This window comes from Flagellimonas ulvae (assembly GCF_049333175.1).
In the GTDB taxonomy this organism is placed as follows: Bacteria; Bacteroidota; Bacteroidia; order Flavobacteriales; family Flavobacteriaceae; genus Flagellimonas.
The window spans coordinates 995,305-1,022,087 of the sequence record NZ_CP186325.1; the positions used below are offsets into that span (position 1 = coordinate 995,305).

Consider the following 26,783-nt stretch of genomic DNA (forward strand, 5'->3'; position numbering starts at 1 on the left):
TAATGTGTTTATTCTCTATTTGCTTTCTTCGGGAAACCTACCTAGTTCTTTCTGAATTCTCTCCTGTAAGTTATCCGCTCTTTTTTTAAACTTTGTTTCTGGAAAATACCGTAACAAGGTATTGTACGAGTCCTGAGCCTCTTCTAGACGTTCTTTTTTTCTATTATCCGTGCTGTTCATGGCCAGGGTTGTAGCAGCTTCAATCTTGTAGTACAATGCTTCTTCTCTATATATGGAACCAGGGTTATCGGAAACGAAATTATCCAGAGCTGCCATCGCCGATACTAGAATTGGAAAGTTAAACTGTCCTAACTTGTTGAATTGCTTTGCAATTTCTATTTGTTTTTTCTCCTTTTTTGAGGTTAGTTCCTTAGCCATGGCATTGGCCTCACCAAAAAACTCCGACTCCGGGTAGGTGTTAATAAAGGTCTGAAGCTTAGAAAGTGCTTTGTCCGTATCAGTTTGGTCCAACGAATACTTTGGAGACAGCATATAATAACTTTTCGCCCCTAAGAAAGACGCTTCTTGAATCTTATCACTAGTTGGATATGACTTTACAAAACGTTCAAATTGATATCCAGAAAGATAAAAATCCTCATTTTTGTAGTAGGTGTCGGCAAAGAAAAACATAACACGCTCCCCTTGGGGTTTTCCGACATATCTAGGTGCTATTTGTTCAAATAGTCTTTGGGCTCTCTTGTAATCACCCTCCTTGTAGAATTTTTCCGCAAGCTCGTATTTGGCCTTAACATCATCTTCTTTAAGCACTTTTTGATACTCACTGCAGCTTGTTAGAACCAAAAGGCCTGCCATTACTATATAGAAAAAGAATACCCTCATTTTCAAAAACATTTTGCAAAAGTAGCTATATTCCATGGATTTAAAAAACAGATTAGTGCCCTAAAAATAAGGTAGTCTTTGGTACATCCATAGATTTTAGCGAAGCTTTAACGCGGTTTATGCGCTTACCTGATTCAAAGACTTCAGATAGCTCACAATTTTCTCTTTGAGATGGCGTGATGCTTCAAGCAGTGGTAAGCGAACGGCAGCACCTCCCAAACCCAGATGTTCAAAGATACTTTTTATCCCCGCTGGATTTCCTTCCTCAAAAATCATATGCATCAAAGGCATTAATTGATGATGTATTTGAAATGCTTCCTTGACCTGTCCATGCGAGCCTAAGTGAATCATTTGTGAAAACTCTCGAGGCAATCCTTGTCCTAAAACAGAAATTACCCCAGCGCCACCAGCTAAAACAGTTGGCAAAGCGGTAAAATCATCCCCAGAAATTACCAAAAAATCCTCCGGTTTGTTTTGCAGAATAGCATCTATCTGAATAGAATCACCACATGCCTCTTTAATGGCTACAATGTTCTCAAAATCTTTAGCTAAACGCACCGTAGTTTCTGGTAACATATTGCTCCCTGTTCGCGAGGGCACATTATACATAATTATAGGTTTAGGGCTTGCCTTTGACAACGCCTTAAAGTGTTGGTAAATTCCTTCTTGTGTGGGTTTATTATAGGATGGGGATACGGAAAGTACCCCGTCATATTCTGACAAATCCGTCTCACGTAATTGTTGCGCTACAGCTAAAGTATTATTTCCACCAATACCCAAGACCAAAGGCAATCTTCCGGCATTTACCGTACTTACTTTTTGGGCCACTTGCTGCTTCTCTTCCCTAGTAAGTGTTACCGATTCTCCGGTAGTACCCAATACCACAAGATAATCTACTCCTCCTTGAATAGCATGCCCCACTATGCGTTCTAACGCGGAAAAATCAATTATACCGCTTTCTGTAAAGGGTGTCACCAGTGCTACCCCTGTCCCATTAAACTGTTCCACTATATCTCGTTTAAAACCTTCAAATATTTTTTCAATTCACTCTTAAAAAGATTAAAATCCTTAAAAGGAGTATTCAAGATCAAATCATTAAACTTTGGATCTATGGTACTGAATCCAACTTTTAGACGGGCTTGGGTTTGAATGGAAAGTAATTTCAACATCAGATTGTCTTCTTCATAATAATTAATGAGCAAATCGTATTCCCTACCTAAAAATTCCAAAACGTATCCGTTTTCTATGTCGCCTTTCCAGCCTAAATCCTTATCCGAGAAAACTTGGATGGCATAGGGAGAGGTATTGTCGAAATCTCTTTTGTACCCAATAATTTTAATTGCATTGGGCCTAAGCGAAAAATCATCTATCAACTCATAAAATCGTTCTCCATCCACAAAATTGTCCAAATCCACAATACATCCAACACGGGTAATCCCCTGGTCCCTTTTTACTGGGGTTTGGGGCCTTGCCATTTCTTCCTGCAAGAATTTTTGCCCGGATTTAACTTTAAATTTATCTTGGAGTCCTTTGAAAAACATATTTTTCCACCATTTTTGCAAAGGTAAATATTCTACCAAGATTACTTCTACAAAGATAACGAAGGTGATAAATCCAAAAATACAACATTTTGTTATAATTATAACTGTTCTTTTTTTTGCTTGCAAAAACCAGAATAGTCAACTAACAACCATTGAAGGTGCTCAATTGGATATTGACACATCACTCACCGATGTTGATTCGATAAAGCAATTCATAGCTCCCTACAAAAAACGAGTTGATGCGGTTCTGGACAGCACCCTTTCCTATGTCCCACATTCCTTGGTCTTGAATGATGGAAGCCGAAATACATCCATGGGGAATTTTGTAGCAGACTTGGTCTTTGAAGAAACCTTTCCCTTGGTTCAACAAAAAATAAATAAACCGCTTGATTTTGTGGTGTTGAATAGAGGGGGTATACGTTCCATTCTGTCGGAGGGGAACGTAACCGCAAGAAATGGTTATGAAATAATGCCTTTTGAGAATTACATTTCCGTAGTTAAGCTCAATGGGACACAGGTTAGGGAACTGATTCTCTTTTTGACAAAATCCAAAAGAGCCCATCCCTTTTCGGGAATGGAAATCGTAATTGATTCTTCTGGGTCGCTAGAATCTGTAAACATTCAAGGTGCACCCTTTGATGAAAGTAGAAGTTATTACGTGGGCACCTCAGATTATTTGGTGTCCGGAGGTGCTGATATTGGTTTTTTTCCTGCTGTTGATTCCATTTTAGATACTGAATATCTGCTCAGAAATGCGATAATCGACCATTTTAAAAAGAAAGATACGTTGACCGCTAAGGTGGATGACCGTTTTATTGAATTGAATTAAATGAAGAGAAGAGATTTTATACGAAATACAGCGGCCACTTCCACCTTATTATCTTTGGGAGGCTTAAGCTTAAATTCCTGTTCCCATTTTGGCGAAAAAAAAGTCACCATACTGCATACCAATGATGTGCATAGTCATATTGAGCCTTTTCCAAGTAGTCATTCTAGGTGGGCAAATCTAGGGGGTGTTGCTCGCAGGGCAGATTTGGTGGCCAAAATTAGAAATGAAAACCCCAACACGCTTCTTTTGGATGCCGGGGATATTTTTCAGGGCACACCTTATTTTAATTTTTATGGTGGTGAATTGGAGTTTAAGCTTATGAGTAAGCTCAAATACGACGCGGCCACCATTGGAAACCATGATTTTGATAATGGCATTGATGGGCTTTTGGCCCAAATTCCCCATGCGCGTTTTGATTTGCTCTCTGCCAATTACGATTTTTCCAACACGGTATTAGACGAGTTTGTGAAACCTTATAAAATCTTCAAAGTTGATGGCTTAAAGGTAGGTATCTATGGCATTGGTATTGAATTGGATGGTCTGGTATTGAAAAAAATGTATAAGGAAACGCAATATCTAGACCCTTATGAGTTGGCTTTAGATTCGGAAAGAAAACTCAAGGAAGAGGAAAATTGTGACCTCATCATCTGCCTTTCACATTTAGGGTACACCTACCAAAATCCTAAAAGACCCTCAGATACGCAGTTAGCACAACGTACGGAGCATACCCATCTTATTATTGGCGGGCATACCCATACTTTTTTGGATAAACCGGAAGTACGCACCAATGCATTGGGTAAATCGGTCCTAGTCAATCAGGTAGGTTGCTATGGTATCCATTTGGGGCGTATTGATTTTTATTTTGACTCCAAAAAGAATATCTCCTCAGAAGGCGTGAGTATTAGGGTTTAGGGTTTTAACAAAACGGATATTTTCAGTAATATCAATTCGAGCTTGGTTTAAAATCATAGGTGTCAAAAAACCACTCAAAAAAATATCTTTTTAGAGCGGTTTTCATAGGTTTTGAAATACGCGAATTGCTATGGACAAATAAATACATTATTTATACCTGGAAAGGACCATCCGTTATCATTTACCAGAAACCCTCCGGCCGCATCTGCTGCAAGACCACAAATGGTAATACCATCCATACCACAATTGATACCAGTAGGGCCTCCTTCCAACCCAACGTAATTGGCCCAACCTATCAATGTGGCGTTTGCGCTGGTGTAAGTCATACCGGAATCATCAAACATATTTACCATGCCAGTTCCAAACCCATCTTGAACTATACTGCCTATGTCCCATCCACCAAGATTTTGGTCAAACGAAGCGGCATCTTGAAACATACGAGACATAGTGGTAACATTCTCGGTGTTCCATTCGCTTAAATCTTGATTAAATTGAGAAGCTGAACGAAACATGCTGCTCATATCAGAGACATTATCCACATGCCAGTTATTAAGGTTTTGATTAAAACTCTCTGCTCCATGAAACATTCCAGACATGTTGGTGGCACTAACCGTAATCCACCCACTTATATCTTGGTCGAATGCCTCTGCTCTATAAAACATACTCTGCATGTTCTGAACATTGTCTACTTCCCAATCATCAATCTTTCCGTTGAAGGAGTTAGCAAAATAGAACATGTAGCTCATATCTTGCACATTGCTAACATCCCAATTGCCTATTTCAGCATTAAATGAACCTGCTTGAATAAACATTCTATGCATATCAGTAACAGCCTCTAAATTGGGTGTGTCCTCAGCGATGTATTCATTAAGGTTAGCGCAAAAATAGAATGCTCTATTCATCGTCTGCCATTCAATATCCCCCCATTGGTTAATGCCAGTTAAAGCAAAGCGAGAATTATCAACAGAATTGAACATATTGATTGCTGGGAATTCTCCTTGGATTGCGACAACATAGGTGTCTGCCATATCATACGCATGGGTAAAGTTTTCGGGGTTCATCAAGTTTATTTGTTCCACAGTGCCATCGCCCCAGTCTATAGTAAAATCGTAGTTATAATTTTCGTTTGTGCCAACTACTAGCTCAAAATTATCCGAAGGAATCTCCCAAGTCGTAATAAAGGATTCGGGTTGTTCAGCCAGCGTGTCGCTAGCATTTATAACAGTGATGGTCATTTGAGCTTCCACAGGTTCATTGATACCATCAGAAACCGCAATGGTTATTTCATGCTTCTCAGTAGTTTCAAAGTCAAGGTTCTGTCCAGTTGCCAATACCAAGTTACCGTCTTCCGTAATATCGAAAAGGTCGTTATCATTTTCAGAAATTTCAAACGTCAACTGGTCATTTTCTGGGTCGGTGGCCTGTATTGTGCCTATAATATCAGTCTCCGAAATACTTTCAAGGGCAGGGAAAGTTTGGTCTTCTATTAAAGGTGGTTCGTTTACGTCTTGTACAATAACCGTTACGGTATTAAAGAATTCTCCTTTTCCATCCGTAACGCGAACGGTGAATTGATGCACTTTTGTTGTTTCAAAATCGAGGATCTCTCCCTCAATGAGGCCAAAGTCACCTTTGTTGTTCATTTCGAACAGATTTGATTTATCCAATGCTATTCTCAAAGAAAGTGCATCCCCATTAGGGTCATCTGCCTGAACCGTTCCAATAAGCTCAGAATCTGTTATGGATTCCGATACCTCAAAGGTTTGGGGGTTGATTTCAGGAATGCCCCTGCCAACTTCTTCTTCATCATCACTACAGGACAATACCATGGACCCAAATAAAATGCAGCCAAATAGATATTTCAATTTCATTATTTATGATTTTATATACAATTTCTCGAATACCAGGATTACTCTTCCCCGTTAATTGATGGATACCTGGTTTGGGTTGATGAATAGTGCAGTAATCCCATTTTTAGGTTGAGAAATCTGGGACAAAAAACCGCTAGAAAAATTCTAGCGGTTTAACTTAATTCTTCTAACTTATCGTTATTACGCTACAATAGAACTACAAACATATTGCCAACTGATCAAGACCAGCATCTTCAATATTCCATTGTGAAATGCCTTCAAGTACTCCTTTGGCATCATTGCCATCGCAGTTTACACTAATACCTGCAGCACCAAGCTCTACACCGTTTTGAACGTTTTGCGCAGACCAACCTACGAGTGTTGTGGAATAGTTGGTCGTGGACATGCCCGAATTATCGAACATTCCGGTCATATCGGTTACATTAGTAATATTCCAATCACCCAGATTGGCGTCGAAAGAACTAGCGTCTTTGAACATTTGATTCATATTTTGAACTTTGCTCAAGTCTGGTGTATCCTGTGCCTTATACTCTAAATTGGAACAGCCTTCAAAAGCTCCTTCCATAGACTCCCAAGCAATATTGCCCCATCGGTCTATGCTAATCAATGATTCTGCAGATCCGCCTGAAGCAGAAGCCATGTTGATGGCCGGGAAATCCCCTTGAATGGCTACTTTATATATACCAGGTGAATCATAAGTATGACTAGGTTCGCTAATGTTTTCTTCTGTGGCACCATCTCCCCAGCTGATGTCAAAATTATATGCGGTATCAAACGAACCACCTAGAACCGCTAATTGCAAATCTAGCTCGCCTTCTTTTATATCTACTGTCAGGATAAAAGAATTCGGGTCATTTTCTAAAATCTCGGCAAGGGTGTCATCAACATTCAGAACAATTATCTCTACTTGAGCAATACTGATTACCAAACCGTCAGAAACTGAAATTTCAAGGGTATGTTTTTCTTTGTTTTCAAAATCGAGCGACAGGCCATCGCGTAAACTTATCTGTCCATCGCTATTTATTTCGAACAAACTATCATCATCATAGGTTATGCTGAACTCCAACATATCCGGATTGTCCAAATCCGTAACCTCTACGGTTCCGATGATTTCGCTATCAGGGATATTTTCTGGTTTACTGAACTCATAGGTTTCTTGACTAAATGATGGCGACTCATTCTCAGTTACATTTACCGTAAGTGTTGCCGTAGCCTTGGTTAGACCATCAGTTACACCTATGGTGAGTACATGCTGTGTTTTGGTTGCAAAACTCAGTGTTTTACCCGTTGCAAGACTAAGGGCTCCAGATCCTGACAACTCAAAAAGGTTATCGCTATTGGCATCCAAAGTAAACTCCAGTGAGTCACTATCATCCGAAGCCTTCACTTGATAAATAACTTGAGTATCCAAAATGTTTTCGCTTGTGCTTACGGTTTGGTCAGAAATTTCAGGTGGCGTGTTGGTCACCGTGTTGTCGTCATTGCTGCAAGAAATAATTAGAAATGCAGTTAAGGCTGAAAGAATAAATTTTTTAGGTGTCATTTTATTACATTATTAGGGTTATGAGCTGCAATTTCCCCCTTGTAACTATTTATTTTGAGCATGGATTGATGGATTCCTTATACCGATTGATGATTGATGGTTTAGGAGCAATATACCGTTGAAATGATACTTTTCTTGGATGAAATGCAGGTTTTTGGTGACGGGTGATGGGTGATGGGTGATGGGTGATGGGTGATGGGTGATGGGTGATGGAAGTTAATATGCCTCGTTGTCAAGAAACATGAAAGTTGGGGACTTATCCCTGTATTGCCATTTCAACCAACTGTTTCAACTCTTCGTCCATACCATATTTAGGAAAAGGTTGGTCTGCTTGCCTATACCAGAAAGCTGCATTCCAATCATCGCCCTCTTTCCGGTGCAAATAGGCATGTATCCAACTACCCATTGGAGTATGTAAATCTTGGGCAATATTGTGTGAGGCGTTCCAGTCGCCTTTGGCATCATACCATAACGCTTTTAAAGCAAGAGTCCACTTTTCAGGAGGAAGCGAAAAGTCCAATGTGTCTTTGAAAGTTTTAAAGTCAATAGGTAACATGTGTACTTATTAAAAACTGTTTTTTATGTTCATTTTGTCTTGAAACAAAACGAACCAAAAATTCAATAAGATTTCTGGGAAATTTTTAAGACTACTCCGTAAAACCGCTGGAAAATGTTATCGTTTCATGCTCTTTTTTGCTTTGCAAAACGCACTTTCACTTGATTTACTGCTATTTCTTTGAAATCTTCGAGTTTAAATAGTTTAGATCATGGCCAAAAAATCCTGTTCAGAGATAATAGGAACACCAAGAGTTTCAGCCTTTGTTTTTTTGCTTGGCCCCATATTGGCCCCAGCAACCAAAAAGCTGGTTTTTGAAGAAATGGAAGAAGCCACCTTACCTCCATTATCCTCAATCAATTTTTTCAATTCGTTTCTGCTGATGTTCTCAAAAACTCCTGAAACCACAAAAGTCTGACCCTTTAGTTTTTCAGTCTGACCTTCAAGCTGCTCTTCAGACAGTGAAAACTGTAATCCGTGGGATTTAAGCCGGTCCACTATCTGAATATTTGCCAGATTACCAAAAAACTGAACCACGCTTTCAGCAATTCGACCACCAATTTCATCCACAGCTACCAATTCTTCTTCCGAAGCATTCATTAGGGCATCAATATTTTTGTAGGCTTTAGCTAATTTTTTCGCCACCGTCTCCCCTACATAGCGAATTCCCAAAGCAAAAAGTACCCGCTCAAAGGGAATCGCTTTGGATGCAGCGACCCCATTTACCAAATTTTCAGCCGACTTTTCAGCCATGCGTTCCAAGGGCATAATCTGGTCCTTGGTCAAAGTATATAAATCCGCGTAGTTGGCTATGAGACCTTCTTTGAAAAGCAATTCCACTGTTTCCCCACCCAATCCTTCGATATCCATGGCCTTGCGGGATATAAAGTGTTGAATACGACCCGTAATTTGTGGAGGGCATCCCATATCATTGGGACAAAAGTGTTGAGCTTCACCATCTTTTCGTATCAATTCTGTTCCACACTCTGGGCAACAGCTTATATATTTGGTAACAGCCAATCCAGCAGGGCGTTTAGTTAGGTCGACCGCAATAATTTTAGGAATGATTTCACCTCCTTTTTCCACAAAGACCGTATCGCCTTCGCGAATGTCAAGTTTCTCAATCTGGTCTGCATTGTGCAAAGATGCTCTTTTCACCGTAGTGCCAGCCAATAACACAGGGGTTAAGTTGGCTACCGGGGTAATAGCACCGGTACGCCCCACCTGATACGTAATTTCATTCAGAACCGTTGAAACTTGTTCCGCCTTAAATTTATAGGCCATGGCCCATCGTGGTGCCTTTGCAGTATGTCCCAATTCGTCTTGGTAACGTAAACTGTTCACTTTAATGACCACTCCATCGGTCTCGTAGGGTAAATCATGACGATGTACATCCCAATGTTCCACAAATTTCAAAACCTCATCAATGGATGTACACAATTTGGCAACGGTAGGCACTTTAAAGCCCCAGGAACGTGCCTTTTCCAAAGCTTCGAATTGAGAGGACAATCCTAACTTCTCCCCTGCTAAACTATACAATAGGCACTCCAATGGGCGTTGTGCCACTAAAGCACTGTCCTGCAACTTTAAGCTCCCTGAAGCGGTGTTTCTCGGATTCATATAGGGATCTTCCCCATTGGCAATCCGTTCTTGATTCATTTTGGCAAATCCTTCAAGGGTCAGGATGATTTCTCCCCGAATATCAAATTTTGCTGGATAATCTCCCTTCAGCTGTAAAGGCACAGACTTAATGGTCTTGATATTAGTGGTTACATCATCTCCTTGAAAACCATCGCCTCGTGTAACCGCTCTTGTCAGTTTCCCATCTTCGTAGGTTAAACTAATGGAAGCACCATCATATTTCAATTCACAGGTATACTCTACATTCACATTTCCTAAAATGCGTTGAATACGCTTTTCCCAATCCTCTAAATCTTCTTTGGAATAGGAATTGTCCAACGAATACATTCTGTGTTCGTGTTGGATGGTCTCGAAATTCTTGGTGACGGCCCCTCCTACCCTTAAAGTGGGCGATGTAGCATCGTAAAACTCTGGGTGAGCTTCCTCCAAAGCCTGCAATTCCTTAAGTTTCATATCGAACTCGTAATCAGAAACCGTAGGTTTATCCAGAATGTAGTAACTATAATTGTGTTCTCTTAATTCTTCACGAAGAGCAATAATTTTTTCTTGGGTGGTCATGGTTTTTTCGCTTTTAGCATTCTATCGTTTCCAAAGAGGTCTTTGCGCAGTTCAATTTCCAAAAAATTATGCGCTTCTAAAAGTGTCTTGGTCTCTTGCCCTAAATATTGGTTGATTTCCAAGTAAATGTATCCGCCAGATTTTAATTTTCCCTTCGCGAATTGGGCTATGGCTTCATAAAATAATAGAGGATTATCATCTGGCACGAACAGAGCTCCATCGGGTTCGAATTCCTTAACATTGTTTCGCATTTGGGCCTTTTCTTGATGGCGTACATAAGGTGGATTAGACACAATGATATCATACTCAAGTGCTGGTTCAAGGCTGTGATTGCCATCAAGAATGTCCTGTTGATGAAATGTTACTGATGCCTTATTATCATTTGCATTCTTTTCCGCCACTTTAAGTGCTTCTTCAGAAATGTCCAGGGCATGGACTTCTGCCTTTGCTATCTTCTTAGCCAAAGCAATGGCAATACACCCGCTTCCTGTTCCAATATCAAGGATTCTCGATTCCGATTTATTTGATTTTACATCCGAAAGCAGCCATTCTACCAGCTCTTCAGTTTCCGGTCGAGGGATTAGAACGTGTTCATCTACATAAAATTCCAAACCCATAAAATGCGCCTTCCCTAAAATGTATTGAATTGGCATTTCGCTTTTTAATGCGGAAAGGGTTTCAAAAAGAGGTTGTTCCTCATCTTTGGTTAGGGCTAGTTTGGGTTGCAAAACCAGTGCGAAGCGCTCCAACTCCAGATAATGCTCTATTGAAAGATAAAAGAAATTGTCTACTTCCTCCTTGGGATAGATTTGCCTCAATTCTTTATGAAAAATGGATTTGATTTCTGATAATAGCATTCAGCTAGAGGTATTTAATCATAAATACTGGGCAGGAATGATGTCCTGTATCTCCTAATCTATTTTCAATAAATTGAAATCCGAACTTTTCATATAGACGATGAGCAGCTTTCATATCGGGCATTGTTTCCAGATAACAGGATTCAAATCCAAAACCCTTGGCGGCCCGAACACAAGCATCCATAAGTATTTGTGCTACACCTTGCCCACGGGCTTTTTGAGCTACGTACATTTTTTGAAGTTCGCAAATGGTTTCCTTAGCATTTTTCAAAGGAGCTATTCCGGCACATCCCAAAACTTCATCATTTTTTACGGCAACAAAATAACTGGACCTTGCCTTGGCATACTCATCGAACATATTATCAAGCGCTTTATCCTCATAGGCCGTACCTACTTTTGGTACGCCCATATCCGATAAAATAGAACGAATTAAACGGGCGATTTGTTCGTTGTCCTGTTGCGCTATTTTACGAATTACAAGCTCCATCATCGTGTAGTTTAATATTCTATTTTTGCGCTGTGAAGATACATGAAAAATATATCCGTAGATGTATTCAATTGGGTGAAAACGGACTGGGCAATACTGCTCCCAATCCTATGGTAGGCTGTTTGATTGTTCATAATGAAACTATTATTGGAGAAGGTTTTACCAGCCACTACGGAGGCGCCCATGCAGAAGTAAACGCCGTAACATCTGTTTTGGATAAAAATCTGTTATCAGAATCGACTTTATATGTCACACTTGAGCCCTGTTCCCATTATGGCAAGACTCCACCTTGTGCCAATATGATAGTTGAACATAAGATTCCAAAGGTGGTGATTGGATTGAAAGACCCGCATGACAAAGTTGCGGGAAAAGGCATTCAAAAATTAAGGGATGCTGGTTGTCAGGTAATTGTGGGTGTTTTGGAAAAGGAATGTCGTTGGCATCATAGACGATTTTTGAGTTTTCAAGAGAAAAAACGACCCTACATTATTCTAAAATGGGCAGAGACCCGTGATGGATTTATTGCGCCATCATCTACTTCACGCACCGAAAACCCTGAACCTTATTGGATTACCAATACCAATTCCAGACAGCTGGTGCATCAATGGAGAAGTGAAGAACATGCCATTTTAGTTGGGACGCAAACAGTTTTGGAAGATAACCCAAAACTCACCGTTCGCAATTGGACCGGTTCAAATCCAATTCGAATTGTATTGGACAGAACCTTAAAGATTCCTAATCATTTCAACATATTGGATTCGGAGACAAAAACTATAGTAATTACTGAAGTGGAAGATGAATCCAAATATGCCAAGCCCCCTGATTATGAAATCATTGATTTTTCAAACAATGTAGTTTCTCAGATTTGTGAAATTTTGTATACATACTCAATCACCAGTTTAATTGTGGAAGGTGGCTCTCATACCTTACAGTCTTTTATTGATTCTGGTATTTGGGATGAAGCACGCATTTTTAAAGGGGATAAGGCTTTTGGCGATGGCTTGCATGCTCCGGAAATCAACGGAACTCCTATAAATGAGAATAACATATTTTCGGACACTTTAACGATACTTACTCCATGATTAAAAACATTATTCTGGATTTTGGTGACATTTTTATCAACTTGGACAAGGCGGCCACTGCAAATGCTATGCTTCCGTTTGGTTTCAAGGAAATTACTCCTGAATTAGACTATCTTTTTAAAACATATGAAAAAGGTAATGTTTCATCTGAGGAATTCTTATCCATAGTGTCAAAACACTTTCCTTCGGCCACCCAAAGCGAATTAATCCAAGCTTGGAATGCCATTCTTCTGGATTTTCCCATACATCGTTTGGATTTTGTAGAACAATTAGCTCAAGATAACACCCATCGTTTGTTTTTGCTTAGCAACACCAACGACATCCATATTGAGTTTGTAAAACAACATATGGGTATGGAAAATTACAATCGTTTCAAGAATGCCTTTGAGGTATTTTATCTTTCCTATGAAATGGGAATGCGCAAACCGGATACCGAAATTTTCGAGTTTGTACTTCAAGAGAATCGTTTGAATGCTTCAGAAACCCTATTTGTGGATGATACCAAAGAAAATACGGATGCTGCGGCCAGTCTTGGTATAAATTCTTGGAACCTCAAAGTAGGTGCGGAAGATATTACCCAACTCAAATCTCGTTTGTAAATGTTGGCTCTTGTTCTTAGCGTGCTTTGCTCAACACTTATATTGGTAATTTTTAAATTGTATGCCGTGTATGGCGTGCAAACTTTGTATGCCATTATTGTAAATTATATAACCGCTTGTTGTACAGGTTTACTCCTCTATTCAGGTTCTGTGACTATTAGTGACATTCTGGAAAAACCTTGGGTCTTAGGTACTTTGGCCCTGGGTGTACTTTTCATCGTAGTGTTTAATATCATTGCGAAAACCTCTCAAGTTGCTGGTGTTTCTGTTGCCTCGGTAGCCACAAAAATGTCTTTGGTCATTCCAGTTGTTTTTGGAGTATTCCTTTATAAGGAAGTACTTTCCCCCATTCAGGTTTTTGGTATTCTTTTGGCCTTGGCTGCCGTTTATTTCACATCGGTCAAAAAGAGTTCCCGTAGCGTTTCCAAGAAAGTTATGCTCCTTCCGGTGCTTGCTTTTTTAGGGTCTGGACTGATAGATGCATTAATCAAGTATTTTGAAGAAATACATTTAACGAATGACGAACTTCCCATTTTTTCTGCTGTAGTCTTTTGCGCTGCGGCATTGACTGGGTTTCTGTTCATAGGGATAAATACAGTTAAAAAACCTCTTAAGGTGAATTTCAAAAATGTAATTGGAGGCATAGCTCTTGGAATACCCAATTATTTTTCCATTTTCTTTTTGCTCAGAGCTCTTCAAAATGAGCAATTTACAAGCGCTTCCATTTTTACCATAAACAACGTGGCCATAGTAATGGTATCTACTTTAATAGGCATATGGTTTTTTAAAGAAACGATGTCCATTAAAAACTGGGCTGGCATTGCAATGGCAGTTATAAGCATAGTTTTAGTCGCTCTATTTTAAGTAGGTGTATGGGTGATATCTTCAAAACATTGGCCAAGCCTTCAATACAAATACTTTATAAAGACAGGAAGAGTAAGTTTTATGGATATGCATATCCTGTTTCTTCCGAAGAAGAGGTAAAACCGATTTTGGAAGCTCTTAGAAAAAAACATCCGTCGGCAAATCATGTATGTTATGCATGGCGCTTAGGGGTCGATTCTTTTAGCTACAGAGCGAATGATGATGGCGAGCCCAATAATTCAGCAGGAATGCCCATTTATGGGCAAATACAGGCTCTTGATATAACCAATGTACTTGTTGCGGTAGTGCGTTTTTTTGGTGGAGTCAAATTAGGAGTTGGCGGTTTAATTCAAGCGTATCGAGAAACAGCTCGATTAACTCTTGATGCATCAGAAATAATTCAAAGTGTACAACATTCCAAAATAACTTTGCATTTTGAGTACCCTAACATGAACAAGGTTATGCGGGTTTTAAGACAACATAAAGTTACCATCCTTTCACAAAAAATGGAGCTTAACTGTAGAATGGTAATCTCTGTCCAGAAGAGTAAGGCTCAAGAAACCGGTGAATTATTTCAAGAAATTCCAGGAATAAAGATTGAGGGTCCCTTCTAGTCTGCCACTTTTTCCAATATATACTCTGGGCATCGCGTAGGCCTTTGAGTATTCATGTCAATAAATGCCAAAACCGTGTTGGCCTTAACCAATAACTCTTGGTTTTCGTTACTAATTTCGTAATCAAACTCAATTTTAACAGTTGGTGTTTTCACCAAGCTTGTTTTAACCGTAAGCAGGTCATCATAACGAGCGGATTTTTTATATTCCAATTGTAAGGAAATTACAGGTAACATGATTCCATTTTCTTCCATACTCCTATAACTTATACCCAGGGCTCTCAACCATTCTACACGACCCATTTCCAAGTACTGTGCGTAATTGCCGTGGTACACCACCCCCATTTGGTCGGTTTCCCCATAGCGAACCCGAAAAGAAAATGAATTTTGTCGCATATTCTGAATGAAAAATTTTATATTTAGAGGCTTGGTTAACGTTGGCGAAACATGCAAAAAAAAAACAAAACTTTCAACTGGTATTTGATTTTTTTTTTCAAAAGATTGTTCACATATTTGTCGCATCCAACGAGCACCTTTCAACCCTAGGTACTCTTAGCAAAATAAAAATTTAGCTAACCAACAACAAGGAAAAACTTTTATGAGTGTTACTGCAAATTCCGTGTGGAACAAATGTTTGGCTTTTATCAAGGATAATATCCAACCGCAGGCATTCAAAACGTGGTTTGAACCTATTAAGCCTATCAGATTAACAGACAATGCACTCAGTATTCAAGTGCCCAGTAAGTTTTTCTACGAATGGCTGGAAGAGCATTATGTAAAGCTGCTTAAAGTAGCCCTCACAAAGGAATTGGGGAAAAATGCCAAACTCATCTACATTATAAAGATGGAAAACAAATACGGCAACAAAGAACCATTTACGGAACAGATTCCAAGTTCAAATAGAACAGCAATGGCACCTCAGGAATTGGATGTACCCATTACCTCAAAAAGTCCGGAATTAAAAAATCCGTTTGTTATTCCCGGGATTCGAAATATTAAGATTGAATCACAGCTCAACCCTAGTTATAATTTTGAAAATTTCTTGGAAGGAGATTCCAATCGGTTGGCACGTTCTGCAGGTATGGCTGTAGCAAATAAGCCCGGAGGAACATCTTTTAATCCTTTGCTGGTATTTGGTGGCGTTGGTTTGGGAAAAACACACTTGGCCCATGCCATTGGGGTTGAAATAAAAGATAAGTATCCTGAAAAGACTGTTCTTTACATTTCAGCAGAGAAATTCACCCAACAATACATTGAGTCTGTAAAAAAGAATACCCGGAACGATTTTATCCATTTTTATCAGTTGATCGATGTTTTGATTATCGATGACGTTCAGTTCCTTTCAGGAAAATCTGGAACGCAAGATGTATTCTTCCATATTTTCAATCATTTGCACCAAAACGGGAAGCAAGTTATTCTTACATCTGACAAGGCTCCAGTGGACATGCAGGACATTGAGCAACGTTTGTTGTCGCGTTTTAAGTGGGGGCTATCAGCAGAGTTACAAAGTCCAGATTATGAAACCCGTGTTTCTATCTTAAAAAACAAGCTCTTCCGTGATGGTGTGGAGATGCCGGAGGATATTGTGGACCATGTTGCTAAAAATATCAAAACCAATATTCGCGAGTTGGAAGGAGCCATTATTTCATTGATTGCCCAATCTTCCTTCAATAAACGAGAGGTTACTTTGGAATTGGCCCAACAAGTCGTCGAAAAGTTTGTAAAAAATACCAAGCGAGAAGTTTCCATAGATTATATCCAAAAAGTAGTGTCAGATTACTTTGAAATGGATGTAGCCACGCTTCAGTCCAAAACTCGTAAACGGCACATTGTTCAGGCGCGACAGTTGGCCATGTTCTTCGCAAAAAAGTTTACCAAAGCATCATTGGCAAGCATTGGTTCTCAAATTGGGAAGCGTGACCATGCCACAGTGCTACATGCCTGCAAGACGGTAGACAACTTAGCGGAAACAGACAAACAATTCAGAAAATATATTGAGGACTTGAACAAAAAGTTCTCTTAACCCACCCTTCCTTTCATGAAAACCAAGGTTCTAATGGTCTGCCTCGGAAATATTTGCAGATCGCCATTGGCCGAAGGAATTTTAGCATCCAAAGTTAATAGAACCAAAGTATTTGTAGATTCCGCGGGAACCGCTGGATATCATGTAGGAAATCCACCTGACCCCCGTTCCATTGCTGTTGCCAAAAGCCACGGTTTAGATATTGGCCATCAAAGATGCCGGAAATTTTCTGTTCTTGATTTTGATGAGTTTGACCATATTTATGTCATGGATAAAAGTAACTTTTCTAATGTTCTTGGTTTAGCCACTACTGAACATCAATCAAAAAAGGTAAGATTGCTGTTGAGCGAATTGAGCAGTGGCCCCCAAGAAGTCCCTGACCCCTATTACGGCGGTGATGATGGTTTCGAAAAAGTATATCAACTCATTGAATCTGCTTGTGAAGAAATCATAAAAAAACTTGATTGAAATGGAGGAAAATAAGCCTAGTCCAAGTTTGGTTGCCGGAAAGGTGTATTTAATACCCACTACACTAGGGGATAATGCTCCTTTGGAGGTACTACCCATTTCTATCAAAAGAACCATTGAAAATATAGACCACTACATTGTTGAGAATGAAAAAACCGCAAGAAGGTTCATAAAAAAGGTAAGCCCTGGAAAATCTCAAGCGGATATAGAAATAGAAACCATAAATAAATACACTGACCCAGCGGTCATTCCCTCCTTTTTGGACCCATGTATCCATGGAGACCATGTGGGCATACTTTCGGAGGCCGGTTGTCCTGGAATTGCAGACCCAGGTTCCGAAGTAGTCCGTATTGCACATGAGAAACGAATTCAAGTGGTTCCCTTGGTAGGTCCATCTTCCATATTAATGGCGATGATGTCGAGCGGTATGAATGGGCAAAACTTTACATTCAACGGATATCTTCCCATTGAGGCCCCTGAGCGCAAGGCCATGATTAAAAGACTGGAACGCATTTCCAGAGAGACCGGGCAGTCCCAGATTTTTATGGAAACTCCTTACAGAAACAACAAACTTTTAGCAGAACTCACAAAAACGCTTCAAAAAAGTACACGCCTTTGCATCGCTACAGATATTACCCTACCCACAGAATTTATTAAAACAAAAATAGTCCATGAATGGAAAGAGCTGGATGTAGACTTGAATAAAAGGCCTACTATCTTTATCATCCAAGCATAAAAAAAGCCCGGAATCAAAATTGAAACCGGGCTGCTTTTTTTTACAATGCTCTTTTACACCTTAGCGTTACGCTTTTGGTGAATATTGGAAACATCGTAACCTCCAAACTTCTTCATGTAATAGGAAATGGTAGTTCCATACGCATCAGCAACATCTTTTTTGCCATAGGATCTCAGATATTTTTTTACATTCCCTGCTCCTGCTAAGTGTGCCGCAGCAATGATTCCCGACTCCGTAATTTCTATTCCACGGATACGCTTACCATTGAATCGCTTAATGTCCCTTCTCAAAATCCATTTGTTCCGGGCTACATTTACTTCAAAGACCTTTTCCTGAAGTGAGGCATTATTCAAAAAATCGTTGGTGTCATATACACCCATCAATTTCAAAGTGCTTCGTCCAAACTGATACTTTCCAAGGTATCCCAAGGTGTTCACTACTTGGTAGCGTCCCTGCGACTCTTTAAAAGCCAAAGCTTCTTTAAAGCCGTTGTACGATTTGCCCAAAAAGGGCGGAGCAATAGCAGTTTCCTCTGTCGAATCAAATTCGAAGGAAACCGTAGGTTCAGTTTCTAGTGTCACTCGGAGGTTTTCAGGAACTTTGGGGAATTCCTTCTTTGTTACCGAGTACGAGCCGAAACTCGTTAAAATGACAATCATGGCAAGATGCAAAATAAAACTAATCCATCTTTTCATAATTTACATATTTAAGATTCCAGTGTTAAACACACCGAAATTTTATTTTGGCCGGCAAATATAGTGGGAGACTTTTTGTTAACAATGTTAAAGCTCCTAATATTTTCATAAATCAGGCCTAAATAACGTTAAATCGCTGAAAATTAACGGTAAAGGGTACTATCGATAGGTTTTTTGGGCGTTCAGCCAACGAACGTACTGAGCCTTATTTCGGTTGTGTTGCGCTAAAGTCTCGGCAAACTTATGGTAGCCAAAATTGGATACGTCAGCAACAAAGAAGAGATAGTCGTGTTTTTCACGATTCAAGACTGCGTCAATAGAAGAAATATCAGGCATGGCAATGGGCCCTGGGGGTACACCCTTATATTTATAGGTGTTATACGGGGAGTCTATTTCTAAATCCCGATATAGGACACGTTTAATAATTGTATCGTAATTTCCGGTTTCCTTTTTTATCGCATAAATCACCGTGGGGTCTGCCTGCAATAGAATTCCTTTTTTGATTCTGTTCAAATACACACCAGCCACTCTCGGACGCTCATCAACTTTGGCAGTTTCTTTTTGAACTATGGAAGCCAGAGAAATAACTTGTAATGGGGTTAAATTTTGTGAATTGGCTTTCTCAAGGCGTTCCTTAGCCCAGAATTTCTGAAATTCTGCCAACATTCTGTCCCTGAATTTTTCAGCTGAAGTATTCCAGAAAAACTCATAGGTATTGGGAAGGTACATGGCCAATTTCGTATCATCTGAGAACCCATTTTCATTTAAAAACCCTAGATTATTGAAGGCAGTATACAATTGAATACTGTCCGCTTCCAATTGTTCTCCAATTCTCCCAGCCAAAGCGGCCAAGGATTCTTGGTTATTGAAGGAAACACGTACGGGAGTATTATTGCTCCTTAGGGAATTTATGATTTCGTTATTGTTCATTCCCTGGGTCAATGGAAATTTTCCTCCTTTTATATTGTCCACATATCCCTTCCGTTTTGCTACCGCTTCAAACGAAGCTACATCTTTTAACAAAGGAGCTAATTGTTGGGTCACCTCTGAAAATTTTGCATCTGAGGCAATAAAGACATACGCGGTTTCATTGTTGAATTGGGTATTGGGACTAAAAATGGCAGAATATATTTGATAAACAACAAAACCGCAGATAATCAAACCTAGGATGGCCACTGCCCAAAGTATTTTTTTAATGTACATGGGGATTCAATTTTTGGTACATAATTTCATTTTTAAAGCCGTTACTGGTGCGAACCCACTCTTTTTTAGTTCCGATTACTTCAAACCCAAGTTTTGTGAACAAATTGATGCTTGCTATATTATCCTCTAAAATATTGGCGTAAATCTGATGCAGATGGAGCGTTGAAAAAGCATACTCACAAAAAAGTGAAATAGCCTCTGCTCCAACCCCCTTGTTTCTATTGTCTGGATTTGAAATGACGAGGCCCATACCAGCTCTGGCATTTTTTGGGTCGAAATCAAACAAATCAATTAAACCCAAGCAAATACCTTCCTTATCGCATATGCATAATCTTAATTGCTTTACCTCGTAAATATCTCGATGAGCATTTTCCAAGTAAGATTGCAGGACCTTTTTGGAATATGGTTTAGTAGTGCCGCTTATTTCCCAAATCGAGGTATCGTTTTCCAGTTGATAGAGAAAATCCAGGTCCGAAGGCTCAAGTGCCCTAAGGTTGATATGGGTTCCCTTCAAGTTTACCATTCCACTTTCCCTTTAAATACCTGTTTTGCTGGACCTTTTAGAAAAATATTGGTGTACAATCCGTTTTGGGTATCAAAACTTACCGTCAATTTTCCGCCAGGCATATTTATAAATACCGTATTTGATTCTGTTTTCCCCATTTTGTGCATGGCAATGGCAACAGCAGTTACACCAGTGCCACATGAGAGGGTTTCATCTTCTACACCACGTTCATATGTGCGGGCATTAAACACACCATCCTTTGATTCTGAAACGAAGTTGATATTGCTCCCCGTTTTTCCATACATACCATACCTGAGTTTGGCTCCTACCTTTTTTACATCAACTTCTTCCAAATCCTCCACAATCTGCACATGATGTGGCGACCCTGTATCCAAAAAACTGTAGGTAGGTTTTTCCTTCACCTCATGAACATTCTCCATCTTAAGGTTGACTATATCTCCTTCAATGGTAGCATAGTGCAAACCATCAATAGCGTTAAAAGAGGTTTCTTTATCAATCATACCCAAAAAGTGTGCAAAGGCTACCGCACAACGTCCGCCATTGCCACAAAGACTTTGACTTCCATCAGAGTTATAGTATACCATCCTAAAATCAGACAATTTGTCATTTTCCAAAAGAATAAGACCATCAGCCCCTATACCAAATCTCCTATCGCAAAGTTCGCTGATAAGCTTGGTATTGTTTTTGGGGAAAACATTGTGACGATTGTCCATCATGACAAAGTCATTGCCGGTTCCTTGATATTTATAAAATTCGGCCTTCATACTTTCGTTCAAAAGAACAAATATAGGGCATTCTTTAGGGAAATTTTTGTAGTTAAAAGGGAGTTAAACCGGTCAACACAAAAGTGAATTCATTTAATTTTGTTAAAGCCAAATGTTAAATATTTATTGAATTATGAAGAAAATTGCAGGTTTATTTTTGGTTTCCCTATTTGCAGGAGCTATCACCTTGGGGTCGTATATATTATTTTTTGAAAAGGATACCTATAAAATAGTAGAGAGTGCAAAAGAAACTCCCTTTATAAGCACTAGTAATTTAAGCGCATCTGCCAAGGGCGCCGGGATTAATGAGGTTGACTTTACCATTGCTGCCGAGAAAACAGTAAACTCGGTGGTACACGTAAAAAACTTGACCTTAAGCAAAGGTTCTGGTAATAGTCTTGCCGAGTTTTTCTATGGATTTGAAAAAAAGCAAACTCCTCAAATTGGAACAGGTTCTGGAGTGATTATCTCTCCCGATGGTTTTATTGTAACCAACAATCATGTTATAGCGAATGCAAGTCAGCTTGAGGTTACCCTGAACAACAAAAAAACATATGAAGCCAAAGTTATCGGAGCCGATAAGGACTCTGATATTGCTTTGTTAAAGATTAATACGGATGAGGCTCTGCCCTACCTTGCTTTTGGTGATTCGGACAACGCCAAGGTGGGTGAATGGGTGCTAGCAGTGGGCAATCCGTTTAGTTTGACATCTACGGTTACCGCAGGTATTGTAAGTGCCAAAGCCCGTTCATTGGGAAGAGGCCAGTCATTTATCCAAACCGATGCAGCTGTAAATCCTGGAAATAGTGGAGGTGCTCTTGTAAATACAAATGGAGATTTAATTGGTATTAATACCGCAATTACATCACAAACAGGTTCTTATGTAGGATATGCATTCGCCGTTCCCAGTAATATTGCCAAAAAGGTGATTGAGGATTTAATGGAGTTTGGTAACGTGCAAAGAGGTCTTTTAGGCATCAGAGGAGGTGATTTAAATACCGAGATTGCATCTGAATTGGGACTAGATGAAATTGAAGGTGTGTATATTTCAGAAATAACAGAAGAGTCAGGTGCTTCTGAAGCTGGTTTAAAAGAAGGGGATGTCATAAAAAAGGTTGATAATATTTTAGTACGGAAATTTTCTGAACTAACTGGGTACATTTCTTCAAAAAGGCCCGGAGACGTTATTGAAGTAATGGTAGACAGAAAAGGTCAACTATTGAAGAAAAGCGTACGACTTAAAAAGCAGCAGAGCATTATTCTTCCTGTAACTTATTTTATGGTCAAGAATCTTTCCAAAGAAGACCAAAAGGAGTTTGGTGTAAAGGAAGGTGTAAAAATAGTAGATGTTCCAGAAGGTTACAGCAGATACGACCTAAAGGATAAGGTTATTACGGAAGTAGATGGTAAAGAAATAACCAATATTGACGATGCCAAAGAGGTATTTGGAGAAATATCGCGTTATGGACGAACCAGTTTCACCATGATAAATAAAAATGGAGAAAAAGAACGTTTAATCCTTCAATAGCATATCAAAAAGATAAATAAAAAAAGCACCCTTCTTCGGGTGCTTTTTTATGACCAAAAGGTTTTACGAAAACGATTGAAATATCTAATTTTGCCGAAAATTTTAAATACACAACCTAAAGATGAGCGATATCCGTTCCTACGAAAAAGAACTTGCCTTTCAAGCTGATAGAAGAAAAGCCACAACAGAATTCATTAAAATCATCAGTGACCTATGGTACGACAAGGCCATAGAAGTTGTTCTTTTCAAAAATCAAATCATTGATAAGAATGTAAGTGACATCATTAATCTGCACGAATATGCCGGGGAATTTGTACAAAAGCCCATTTCCATTTTCGATTCCGTAGAGATTTTAAGAGCTATTAATGATATTAGCCTCCCTCCTGCCAAATTGGATATTGGAAAATTGACCTATGAATATCACTCAGATGGAAATACACATCTCAATGTAAAAGCATTTGTACTCGATAAATTAAAGGATGCCCAAGCCTCAAAGGAGATTAAGCCTAAAGATGTCGTTTTATATGGTTTTGGAAGAATTGGTCGTTTGGTGGCTAGGGAACTGATGACAAAAACTGGCCGTGGAAGTCAGCTTCGGTTGAGGGCTGTTGTGGTTAGAGGTGCTTTGTCACAGGAAGTTCTTGAAAAAAGGGCTGCCTTGCTCAAAACAGATTCGGTTCACGGTCAATTTATGGGAACAGTGGATTTAGATGTGGAAAATGAAGCCCTTATCATAAATGGTACTACCGTTAAGTTTATTAGTGCGGATAATCCTGAAAGTATAGATTATACCAAATACAGTATCTACAATGCTTTGATCATTGATAATACTGGAGCCTTTAGGGATAAGGCCGCTCTATCCCGACATTTGGAAGCAAAAGGCGCTGGAAGAGTTTTGCTCACCGCTCCGGGAAAAGAAGTACCTAACATTGTTCATGGAGTTAACCAAAGAGAGTTTGACCCAGATGAGACAAAAATCTATTCTGCAGCTTCTTGTACAACCAATGCAATTACACCCATATTAAAGGTGATAGAGGATTCTTTGGGTATCAAAAAAGGACATATAGAAACCATACATGCCTATACCAACGATCAAAATCTTGTGGACAATATGCACAATAAGTATCGTAGAGGACGTGCTGCTGCCCTAAATATGGTAATCACCGAAACAGGAGCCGGAGCTGCTGTGGCCAAAGCACTGCCTGGATTAAAAGGTAAATTGACATCAAATGCAATTCGAGTTCCGGTACCCAATGGCTCGTTGGCTATTTTGAATTTGGAAGTAAAAACTAAAACTTCAACGGAAAGCGTTAATACCATTCTTAAAAAATATGCTTTGGAAGGTGATTTGGTGGAACAGATTAAGTACTCCTTGAGCAATGAATTGGTCTCTTCGGATATTGTGGGAGCCTCTGCGCCCTCAATTTATGACAGCAAGGCCACTTTGGTTTCTGCAGATGGAAAAAGTCTGGTTCTCTATATCTGGTACGATAATGAATATGGGTATTCGCATCAAGTGATTCGATTGGCAAAATACATCTCTAAGGTAAGAAGGTATACATATTATTAGACCATCCAAAACGGGTGAGAAAAAAAAGGCTGGACTGTTTTTTTGATTTTTGGTTTATTGCCGTAAATTCGCCCTACCCTCAATCTAATTTAACATATAAACACACCATGAAACGTCTTAGTTTGTTCATCACAATCCTCTTATTTTTTAGCTTTATTTCAGTAAACGCACAACAATCCGATACTGTTGAAGAAGACCAAAGTCTAGTTTCCCAGTTTCAAGCTTTAGAAAAGAAATCAGGAAATTATAATGCCAACGGAATCCGTTACGAAGTAGTGCGTTTAAGCGATTTAAACAGAATCAAGAAAAGTATCTTTGATTCCATAAATACGGCCAATGCTTCCATAAAACAGCTTACCGCAACCATTGAGGGAAATACTAACGAAATTGATGGATTAAATACCAAGCTTCAAGAAACCACAAGTAATTTAACTAGGGTGAACAATGAAAAAGATAGCATTTCTTTCTTTGGTGCACTTTTGAGCAAGGGAACCTATAAGGCCATTGTATGGGGCATTATTGCCATCCTTACCCTACTCCTTTTCTTGTTCGTTTATAAATTTAGGAATAGTAATTTCCTTACCCAACAAGCTAAGAGTGCTTTGGCCGAATTGGAAACGGAATACGAAGATCATAGGAGAAAGGCCTTGGAAAGAGAACAAAAGGTAAGTAGGATGCTGCAAGATGAGCTCAATAAACAAAAGAAATAATGAAAAGCTTCCCGAGGGAAGCTTTTTTGTTTGACCTACCCTAATCAAATTATCTAAACAGAGTCAATCTAGTTCATTCCCCAAATATGTTTCATAGCCCATAACCAACTGTTTAATTGAACTTTTTTAGAAACGACAAACTTAGATTCTCGCAGCAAGGTGAAACCGATTCTGATGATGAGTGCAGAAAGGTGAATTGACTACATTTGCTGTATGGAGATTAAAATGGCAAGCCAGGAGAATTTAGAAGGTATTGCTCCCTTGTTTGATGCATATCGTATCTTTTACGGACAACCCTCTAACTTAGAAGCTGCTCGGGCTTTTTTAAATGAGCGTTTCAATCAAAATGAAAATGTATTGTTTTTGGCTCAAAACAATGGGGAACCAATAGGGTTTACTCAGCTTTATAAAACATTTTCTTCAGTATCCCTCACACCTTTCTACATACTTAATGATTTATTTGTAACCTCCGAACATAGAAACAAAGGGGTTGGCAAAGCTCTACTTGAACATGCACAACTATTTTGCAGGGACATAGGTTTTAAGGGTTTGGCCCTTGAGACGGCATTGGACAATCCAGCACAAAAGCTGTATGAAAGCTTGGGATGGGAACTTGATAAATCCTACTTACACTATTTTTGGGCCAATCCGAATCAATCCAACACATAGCATTTCCATTCAATTATGAGGATAGACATTATTACCGTATTACCCGAGCTATTGAAAAGTCCATTTGAAGCCTCCATTTTAAAACGGGCTATAGATAAGGGCATTGTGGAAGTGCATCTTCATAATTTACGGGAATATGGCCAAGGTAACTATAAACGGGTGGACGATTATCAATTTGGAGGTGGAGCAGGCATGGTTCTGATGATTGAACCCATTGATAGATGTATTTCTAAACTAGCTCAAGAAAGAGACTATGACGAGGTCATCTACTTAACCCCAGATGGTGATACACTGAATCAAGGTATTGCCAATCAATTATCTCTCAAACAGAACATCATCATGCTTTGTGGACATTATAAAGGAGTGGATCAGCGTGTTAGAGATAAGTTTGTTACCCGAGAAATTTCGGTTGGGGATTACGTGCTCTCCGGAGGTGAATTGGGTGCTGCCATTCTAAGTGACGCGGTAATACGTTTAATTCCCGGTGTATTGAATGATGAAACCTCTGCGTTGACCGATACTTTTCAAGACAATCTTTTGGCCCCGCCAGTATATACGAGACCCGCAGAATACAAAGGAATGGAGGTGCCTAAAATTTTACTCAGTGGAAATACTCCCAAAATAGATGAATGGAGAGAAGAACAGGCACTACAAAAAACACAAGAAAAACGACCCGATTTATTGAAATGACATGAAAGACTATGAAATACTATACCTGACCAGTGGTGTAATAAGTACCATTTTTCAACTTGTAATCATTGTTGCAACGGGGATATTACTATTTAAAAAAAGAAGCGTGGCTACCGGTCTTATGTTTGTGGGCAGTCTACTTTCAGTGGCTTTTTATGGATTTTCACTTTTTGGCAGTACTTTAGTAGCACGACAGGGTGCTGAAGATTTGGTCAAATTCAATGCTATCTTCAGTATTGTTAATCAAATTCCACATATTCTTTTCGCTGTGGGACTCTTACTTTTCATAATCCAATACACAAAAAAGGAGAACGATTCCAAAAACATTTGATTTTAACTTGGGTATTCCTAAGAAAATGGTACTTTTGCACACGCAAATTCAACCTCTGACGAAAGGCGTGAAAGTTG

29 protein-coding genes are annotated in these 26,783 nt (G+C 39.3%); 15 read left to right on the forward strand and 14 right to left on the reverse strand.

The genetic code is table 11. The features are described from left to right. Positions 1-15: 15 nt before the first annotated feature. The 3 genes from ACOKFD_RS04525 to ACOKFD_RS04535 form a co-directional block, all read right to left on the reverse strand. Positions 16-852: an outer membrane protein assembly factor BamD gene (locus ACOKFD_RS04525; protein ID WP_422861003.1), complete on the reverse strand. Its 837-nt coding sequence runs from the start codon at positions 850-852 to the stop codon at positions 16-18. Between the two features lie 105 nt (positions 853-957). Next, positions 958-1,848 carry a 4-hydroxy-tetrahydrodipicolinate synthase gene (gene dapA, locus ACOKFD_RS04530; protein WP_422860161.1) on the reverse strand — a complete coding sequence of 297 codons (891 nt, stop codon included), beginning with the start codon at positions 1,846-1,848 and terminating at the stop codon, positions 958-960. Then, positions 1,848-2,381 carry a DUF6913 domain-containing protein gene (locus tag ACOKFD_RS04535; protein WP_298999103.1) on the reverse strand — a complete coding sequence of 178 codons (534 nt, stop codon included), beginning with the start codon at positions 2,379-2,381 and terminating at the stop codon, positions 1,848-1,850. Before ACOKFD_RS04535 ends, dapA begins: the two co-directional genes overlap by 1 nt. Positions 2,382-2,445: 64 nt before the next feature. On the opposite strand from ACOKFD_RS04535, the gene ACOKFD_RS04540 reads away from it, so the two are divergent. Together ACOKFD_RS04540 and ACOKFD_RS04545 are read left to right on the forward strand one after the other, a co-directional pair. Then, positions 2,446-3,210: a 5'-nucleotidase C-terminal domain-containing protein gene (locus ACOKFD_RS04540; RefSeq protein WP_422860162.1), complete on the forward strand. Its 765-nt coding sequence runs from the start codon at positions 2,446-2,448 to the stop codon at positions 3,208-3,210. Then, entirely contained in the window at positions 3,211-4,122 is a 912-nt protein-coding gene (locus ACOKFD_RS04545; RefSeq protein ID WP_422860163.1) for a bifunctional metallophosphatase/5'-nucleotidase, read from the forward strand. Positions 4,123-4,250: 128 nt separating this feature from the next. Here the strand turns inward: ACOKFD_RS04545 and ACOKFD_RS04550 are convergent, their stop codons facing one another. From ACOKFD_RS04550 to ACOKFD_RS04575, 6 genes are all read right to left on the reverse strand, one after another. Continuing rightward, positions 4,251-5,993, reverse strand: coding sequence for a BspA family leucine-rich repeat surface protein (locus ACOKFD_RS04550; RefSeq protein WP_422860164.1), 1,743 nt, complete (start codon positions 5,991-5,993; stop codon positions 4,251-4,253). Positions 5,994-6,189: 196 nt separating this feature from the next. After that, positions 6,190-7,536 (reverse strand): BspA family leucine-rich repeat surface protein, encoded by a 1,347-nt coding sequence (locus tag ACOKFD_RS04555; RefSeq protein WP_422860165.1) that lies wholly within the window; start codon positions 7,534-7,536, stop codon positions 6,190-6,192. Positions 7,537-7,792: 256 nt separating this feature from the next. Beyond that, a complete protein-coding gene (locus ACOKFD_RS04560; RefSeq protein WP_422860166.1) occupies positions 7,793-8,092 on the reverse strand; it encodes a hypothetical protein in 300 nt (99 codons plus the stop codon). A gap of 204 nt (positions 8,093-8,296) precedes the next feature. Continuing rightward, positions 8,297-10,291 carry an NAD-dependent DNA ligase LigA gene (ligA, locus tag ACOKFD_RS04565; RefSeq protein WP_422860167.1) on the reverse strand — a complete coding sequence of 665 codons (1,995 nt, stop codon included), beginning with the start codon at positions 10,289-10,291 and terminating at the stop codon, positions 8,297-8,299. Continuing rightward, positions 10,288-11,148 (reverse strand): peptide chain release factor N(5)-glutamine methyltransferase, encoded by an 861-nt coding sequence (gene prmC, locus ACOKFD_RS04570; RefSeq protein WP_422860168.1) that lies wholly within the window; start codon positions 11,146-11,148, stop codon positions 10,288-10,290. The genes ligA and prmC overlap by 4 nt, the downstream gene beginning before the upstream one ends. Before the next feature lie 4 nt (positions 11,149-11,152). Next, positions 11,153-11,638, reverse strand: a complete 486-nt coding sequence (locus ACOKFD_RS04575) for a GNAT family N-acetyltransferase (RefSeq protein WP_422860169.1) — start codon at positions 11,636-11,638, stop codon at positions 11,153-11,155. Positions 11,639-11,667: 29 nt separating this feature from the next. On the opposite strand from ACOKFD_RS04575, the gene ribD reads away from it, so the two are divergent. The 4 genes from ribD to ACOKFD_RS04595 are packed head-to-tail and all read left to right on the forward strand — an operon-like array spanning position 11,668 to position 14,794. Beyond that, positions 11,668-12,717, forward strand: coding sequence for a bifunctional diaminohydroxyphosphoribosylaminopyrimidine deaminase/5-amino-6-(5-phosphoribosylamino)uracil reductase RibD (gene ribD, locus ACOKFD_RS04580; RefSeq protein ID WP_422860170.1), 1,050 nt, complete (start codon positions 11,668-11,670; stop codon positions 12,715-12,717). Further along, a complete protein-coding gene (locus tag ACOKFD_RS04585) occupies positions 12,714-13,316 on the forward strand; it encodes an HAD family hydrolase (protein WP_422860171.1) in 603 nt (200 codons plus the stop codon). The genes ribD and ACOKFD_RS04585 overlap by 4 nt, the downstream gene beginning before the upstream one ends. Beyond that, positions 13,317-14,180 carry an EamA/RhaT family transporter gene (locus tag ACOKFD_RS04590; protein WP_422860172.1) on the forward strand — a complete coding sequence of 288 codons (864 nt, stop codon included), beginning with the start codon at positions 13,317-13,319 and terminating at the stop codon, positions 14,178-14,180. An 8-nt stretch (positions 14,181-14,188) separates the two neighbouring features. Continuing rightward, the gene (locus tag ACOKFD_RS04595; RefSeq protein WP_422860173.1) at positions 14,189-14,794 is read left to right on the forward strand and encodes an IMPACT family protein; all 606 of its coding nucleotides are present in this window, start codon (positions 14,189-14,191) and stop codon (positions 14,792-14,794) included. Here ACOKFD_RS04595 and ACOKFD_RS04600 read toward each other — a convergent pair. After that, on the reverse strand, positions 14,791-15,189 hold the full coding sequence (locus ACOKFD_RS04600; RefSeq protein WP_422860174.1) for an acyl-CoA thioesterase: 399 nt from the start codon (positions 15,187-15,189) through the stop codon (positions 14,791-14,793). The genes ACOKFD_RS04595 and ACOKFD_RS04600 overlap by 4 nt on opposite strands. A 202-nt stretch (positions 15,190-15,391) precedes the next feature. Between ACOKFD_RS04600 and dnaA the strand changes: the two genes are divergently transcribed. Genes dnaA through ACOKFD_RS04615 form a run of 3 tightly spaced genes read left to right on the forward strand, consistent with a single transcriptional unit; the run spans position 15,392 to position 18,020 of the window. Then, positions 15,392-16,816, forward strand: a complete 1,425-nt coding sequence (dnaA, locus tag ACOKFD_RS04605; protein WP_298999119.1) for a chromosomal replication initiator protein DnaA — start codon at positions 15,392-15,394, stop codon at positions 16,814-16,816. A gap of 15 nt (positions 16,817-16,831) precedes the next feature. Then, complete coding sequence (locus tag ACOKFD_RS04610; RefSeq protein WP_422860175.1) at positions 16,832-17,284, forward strand: low molecular weight protein-tyrosine-phosphatase; 453 nt, start codon at positions 16,832-16,834, stop codon at positions 17,282-17,284. A gap of 1 nt (position 17,285) precedes the next feature. Continuing rightward, complete coding sequence (locus tag ACOKFD_RS04615; RefSeq protein ID WP_298999121.1) at positions 17,286-18,020, forward strand: SAM-dependent methyltransferase; 735 nt, start codon at positions 17,286-17,288, stop codon at positions 18,018-18,020. A 53-nt stretch (positions 18,021-18,073) separates the two neighbouring features. Here the strand turns inward: ACOKFD_RS04615 and ACOKFD_RS04620 are convergent, their stop codons facing one another. The 4 genes from ACOKFD_RS04620 to dapF all read right to left on the reverse strand — a co-directional run bounded on the left by ACOKFD_RS04620 (position 18,074) and on the right by dapF (position 21,208). Next, complete coding sequence (locus ACOKFD_RS04620) at positions 18,074-18,715, reverse strand: hypothetical protein (RefSeq protein WP_422860176.1); 642 nt, start codon at positions 18,713-18,715, stop codon at positions 18,074-18,076. A gap of 159 nt (positions 18,716-18,874) precedes the next feature. Beyond that, positions 18,875-19,918 (reverse strand): endolytic transglycosylase MltG, encoded by a 1,044-nt coding sequence (gene mltG, locus ACOKFD_RS04625; RefSeq protein ID WP_422860177.1) that lies wholly within the window; start codon positions 19,916-19,918, stop codon positions 18,875-18,877. After that, the gene (locus ACOKFD_RS04630; RefSeq protein WP_298999125.1) at positions 19,908-20,441 is read right to left on the reverse strand and encodes a GNAT family N-acetyltransferase; all 534 of its coding nucleotides are present in this window, start codon (positions 20,439-20,441) and stop codon (positions 19,908-19,910) included. The genes mltG and ACOKFD_RS04630 overlap by 11 nt, the downstream gene beginning before the upstream one ends. Next, on the reverse strand, positions 20,435-21,208 hold the full coding sequence (gene dapF, locus ACOKFD_RS04635) for a diaminopimelate epimerase (protein ID WP_422860178.1): 774 nt from the start codon (positions 21,206-21,208) through the stop codon (positions 20,435-20,437). The genes ACOKFD_RS04630 and dapF overlap by 7 nt, the downstream gene beginning before the upstream one ends. 133 nt (positions 21,209-21,341) lie before the next feature. Between dapF and ACOKFD_RS04640 the strand changes: the two genes are divergently transcribed. The 6 genes from ACOKFD_RS04640 (at position 21,342) to ACOKFD_RS04665 (ending at position 26,706) form a co-directional block, all read left to right on the forward strand. Continuing rightward, on the forward strand, positions 21,342-22,736 hold the full coding sequence (locus tag ACOKFD_RS04640; RefSeq protein WP_422860179.1) for a trypsin-like peptidase domain-containing protein: 1,395 nt from the start codon (positions 21,342-21,344) through the stop codon (positions 22,734-22,736). 121 nt (positions 22,737-22,857) lie between these two features. Further along, positions 22,858-24,306 carry a glyceraldehyde-3-phosphate dehydrogenase gene (locus tag ACOKFD_RS04645; protein WP_422860180.1) on the forward strand — a complete coding sequence of 483 codons (1,449 nt, stop codon included), beginning with the start codon at positions 22,858-22,860 and terminating at the stop codon, positions 24,304-24,306. Positions 24,307-24,413: 107 nt separating this feature from the next. Next, a complete protein-coding gene (locus ACOKFD_RS04650) occupies positions 24,414-25,016 on the forward strand; it encodes a tRNA (guanine-N1)-methyltransferase (RefSeq protein WP_422860181.1) in 603 nt (200 codons plus the stop codon). Positions 25,017-25,229: 213 nt separating this feature from the next. Next, the gene (locus ACOKFD_RS04655; RefSeq protein WP_422860182.1) at positions 25,230-25,685 is read left to right on the forward strand and encodes a GNAT family N-acetyltransferase; all 456 of its coding nucleotides are present in this window, start codon (positions 25,230-25,232) and stop codon (positions 25,683-25,685) included. Positions 25,686-25,700: 15 nt separating this feature from the next. Further along, complete coding sequence (gene trmD / locus ACOKFD_RS04660) at positions 25,701-26,375, forward strand: tRNA (guanosine(37)-N1)-methyltransferase TrmD (RefSeq protein WP_422860183.1); 675 nt, start codon at positions 25,701-25,703, stop codon at positions 26,373-26,375. A 1-nt stretch (position 26,376) separates the two neighbouring features. After that, positions 26,377-26,706 (forward strand): hypothetical protein, encoded by a 330-nt coding sequence (locus ACOKFD_RS04665; RefSeq protein ID WP_298999132.1) that lies wholly within the window; start codon positions 26,377-26,379, stop codon positions 26,704-26,706. Positions 26,707-26,783: the final 77 nt, after the last annotated feature.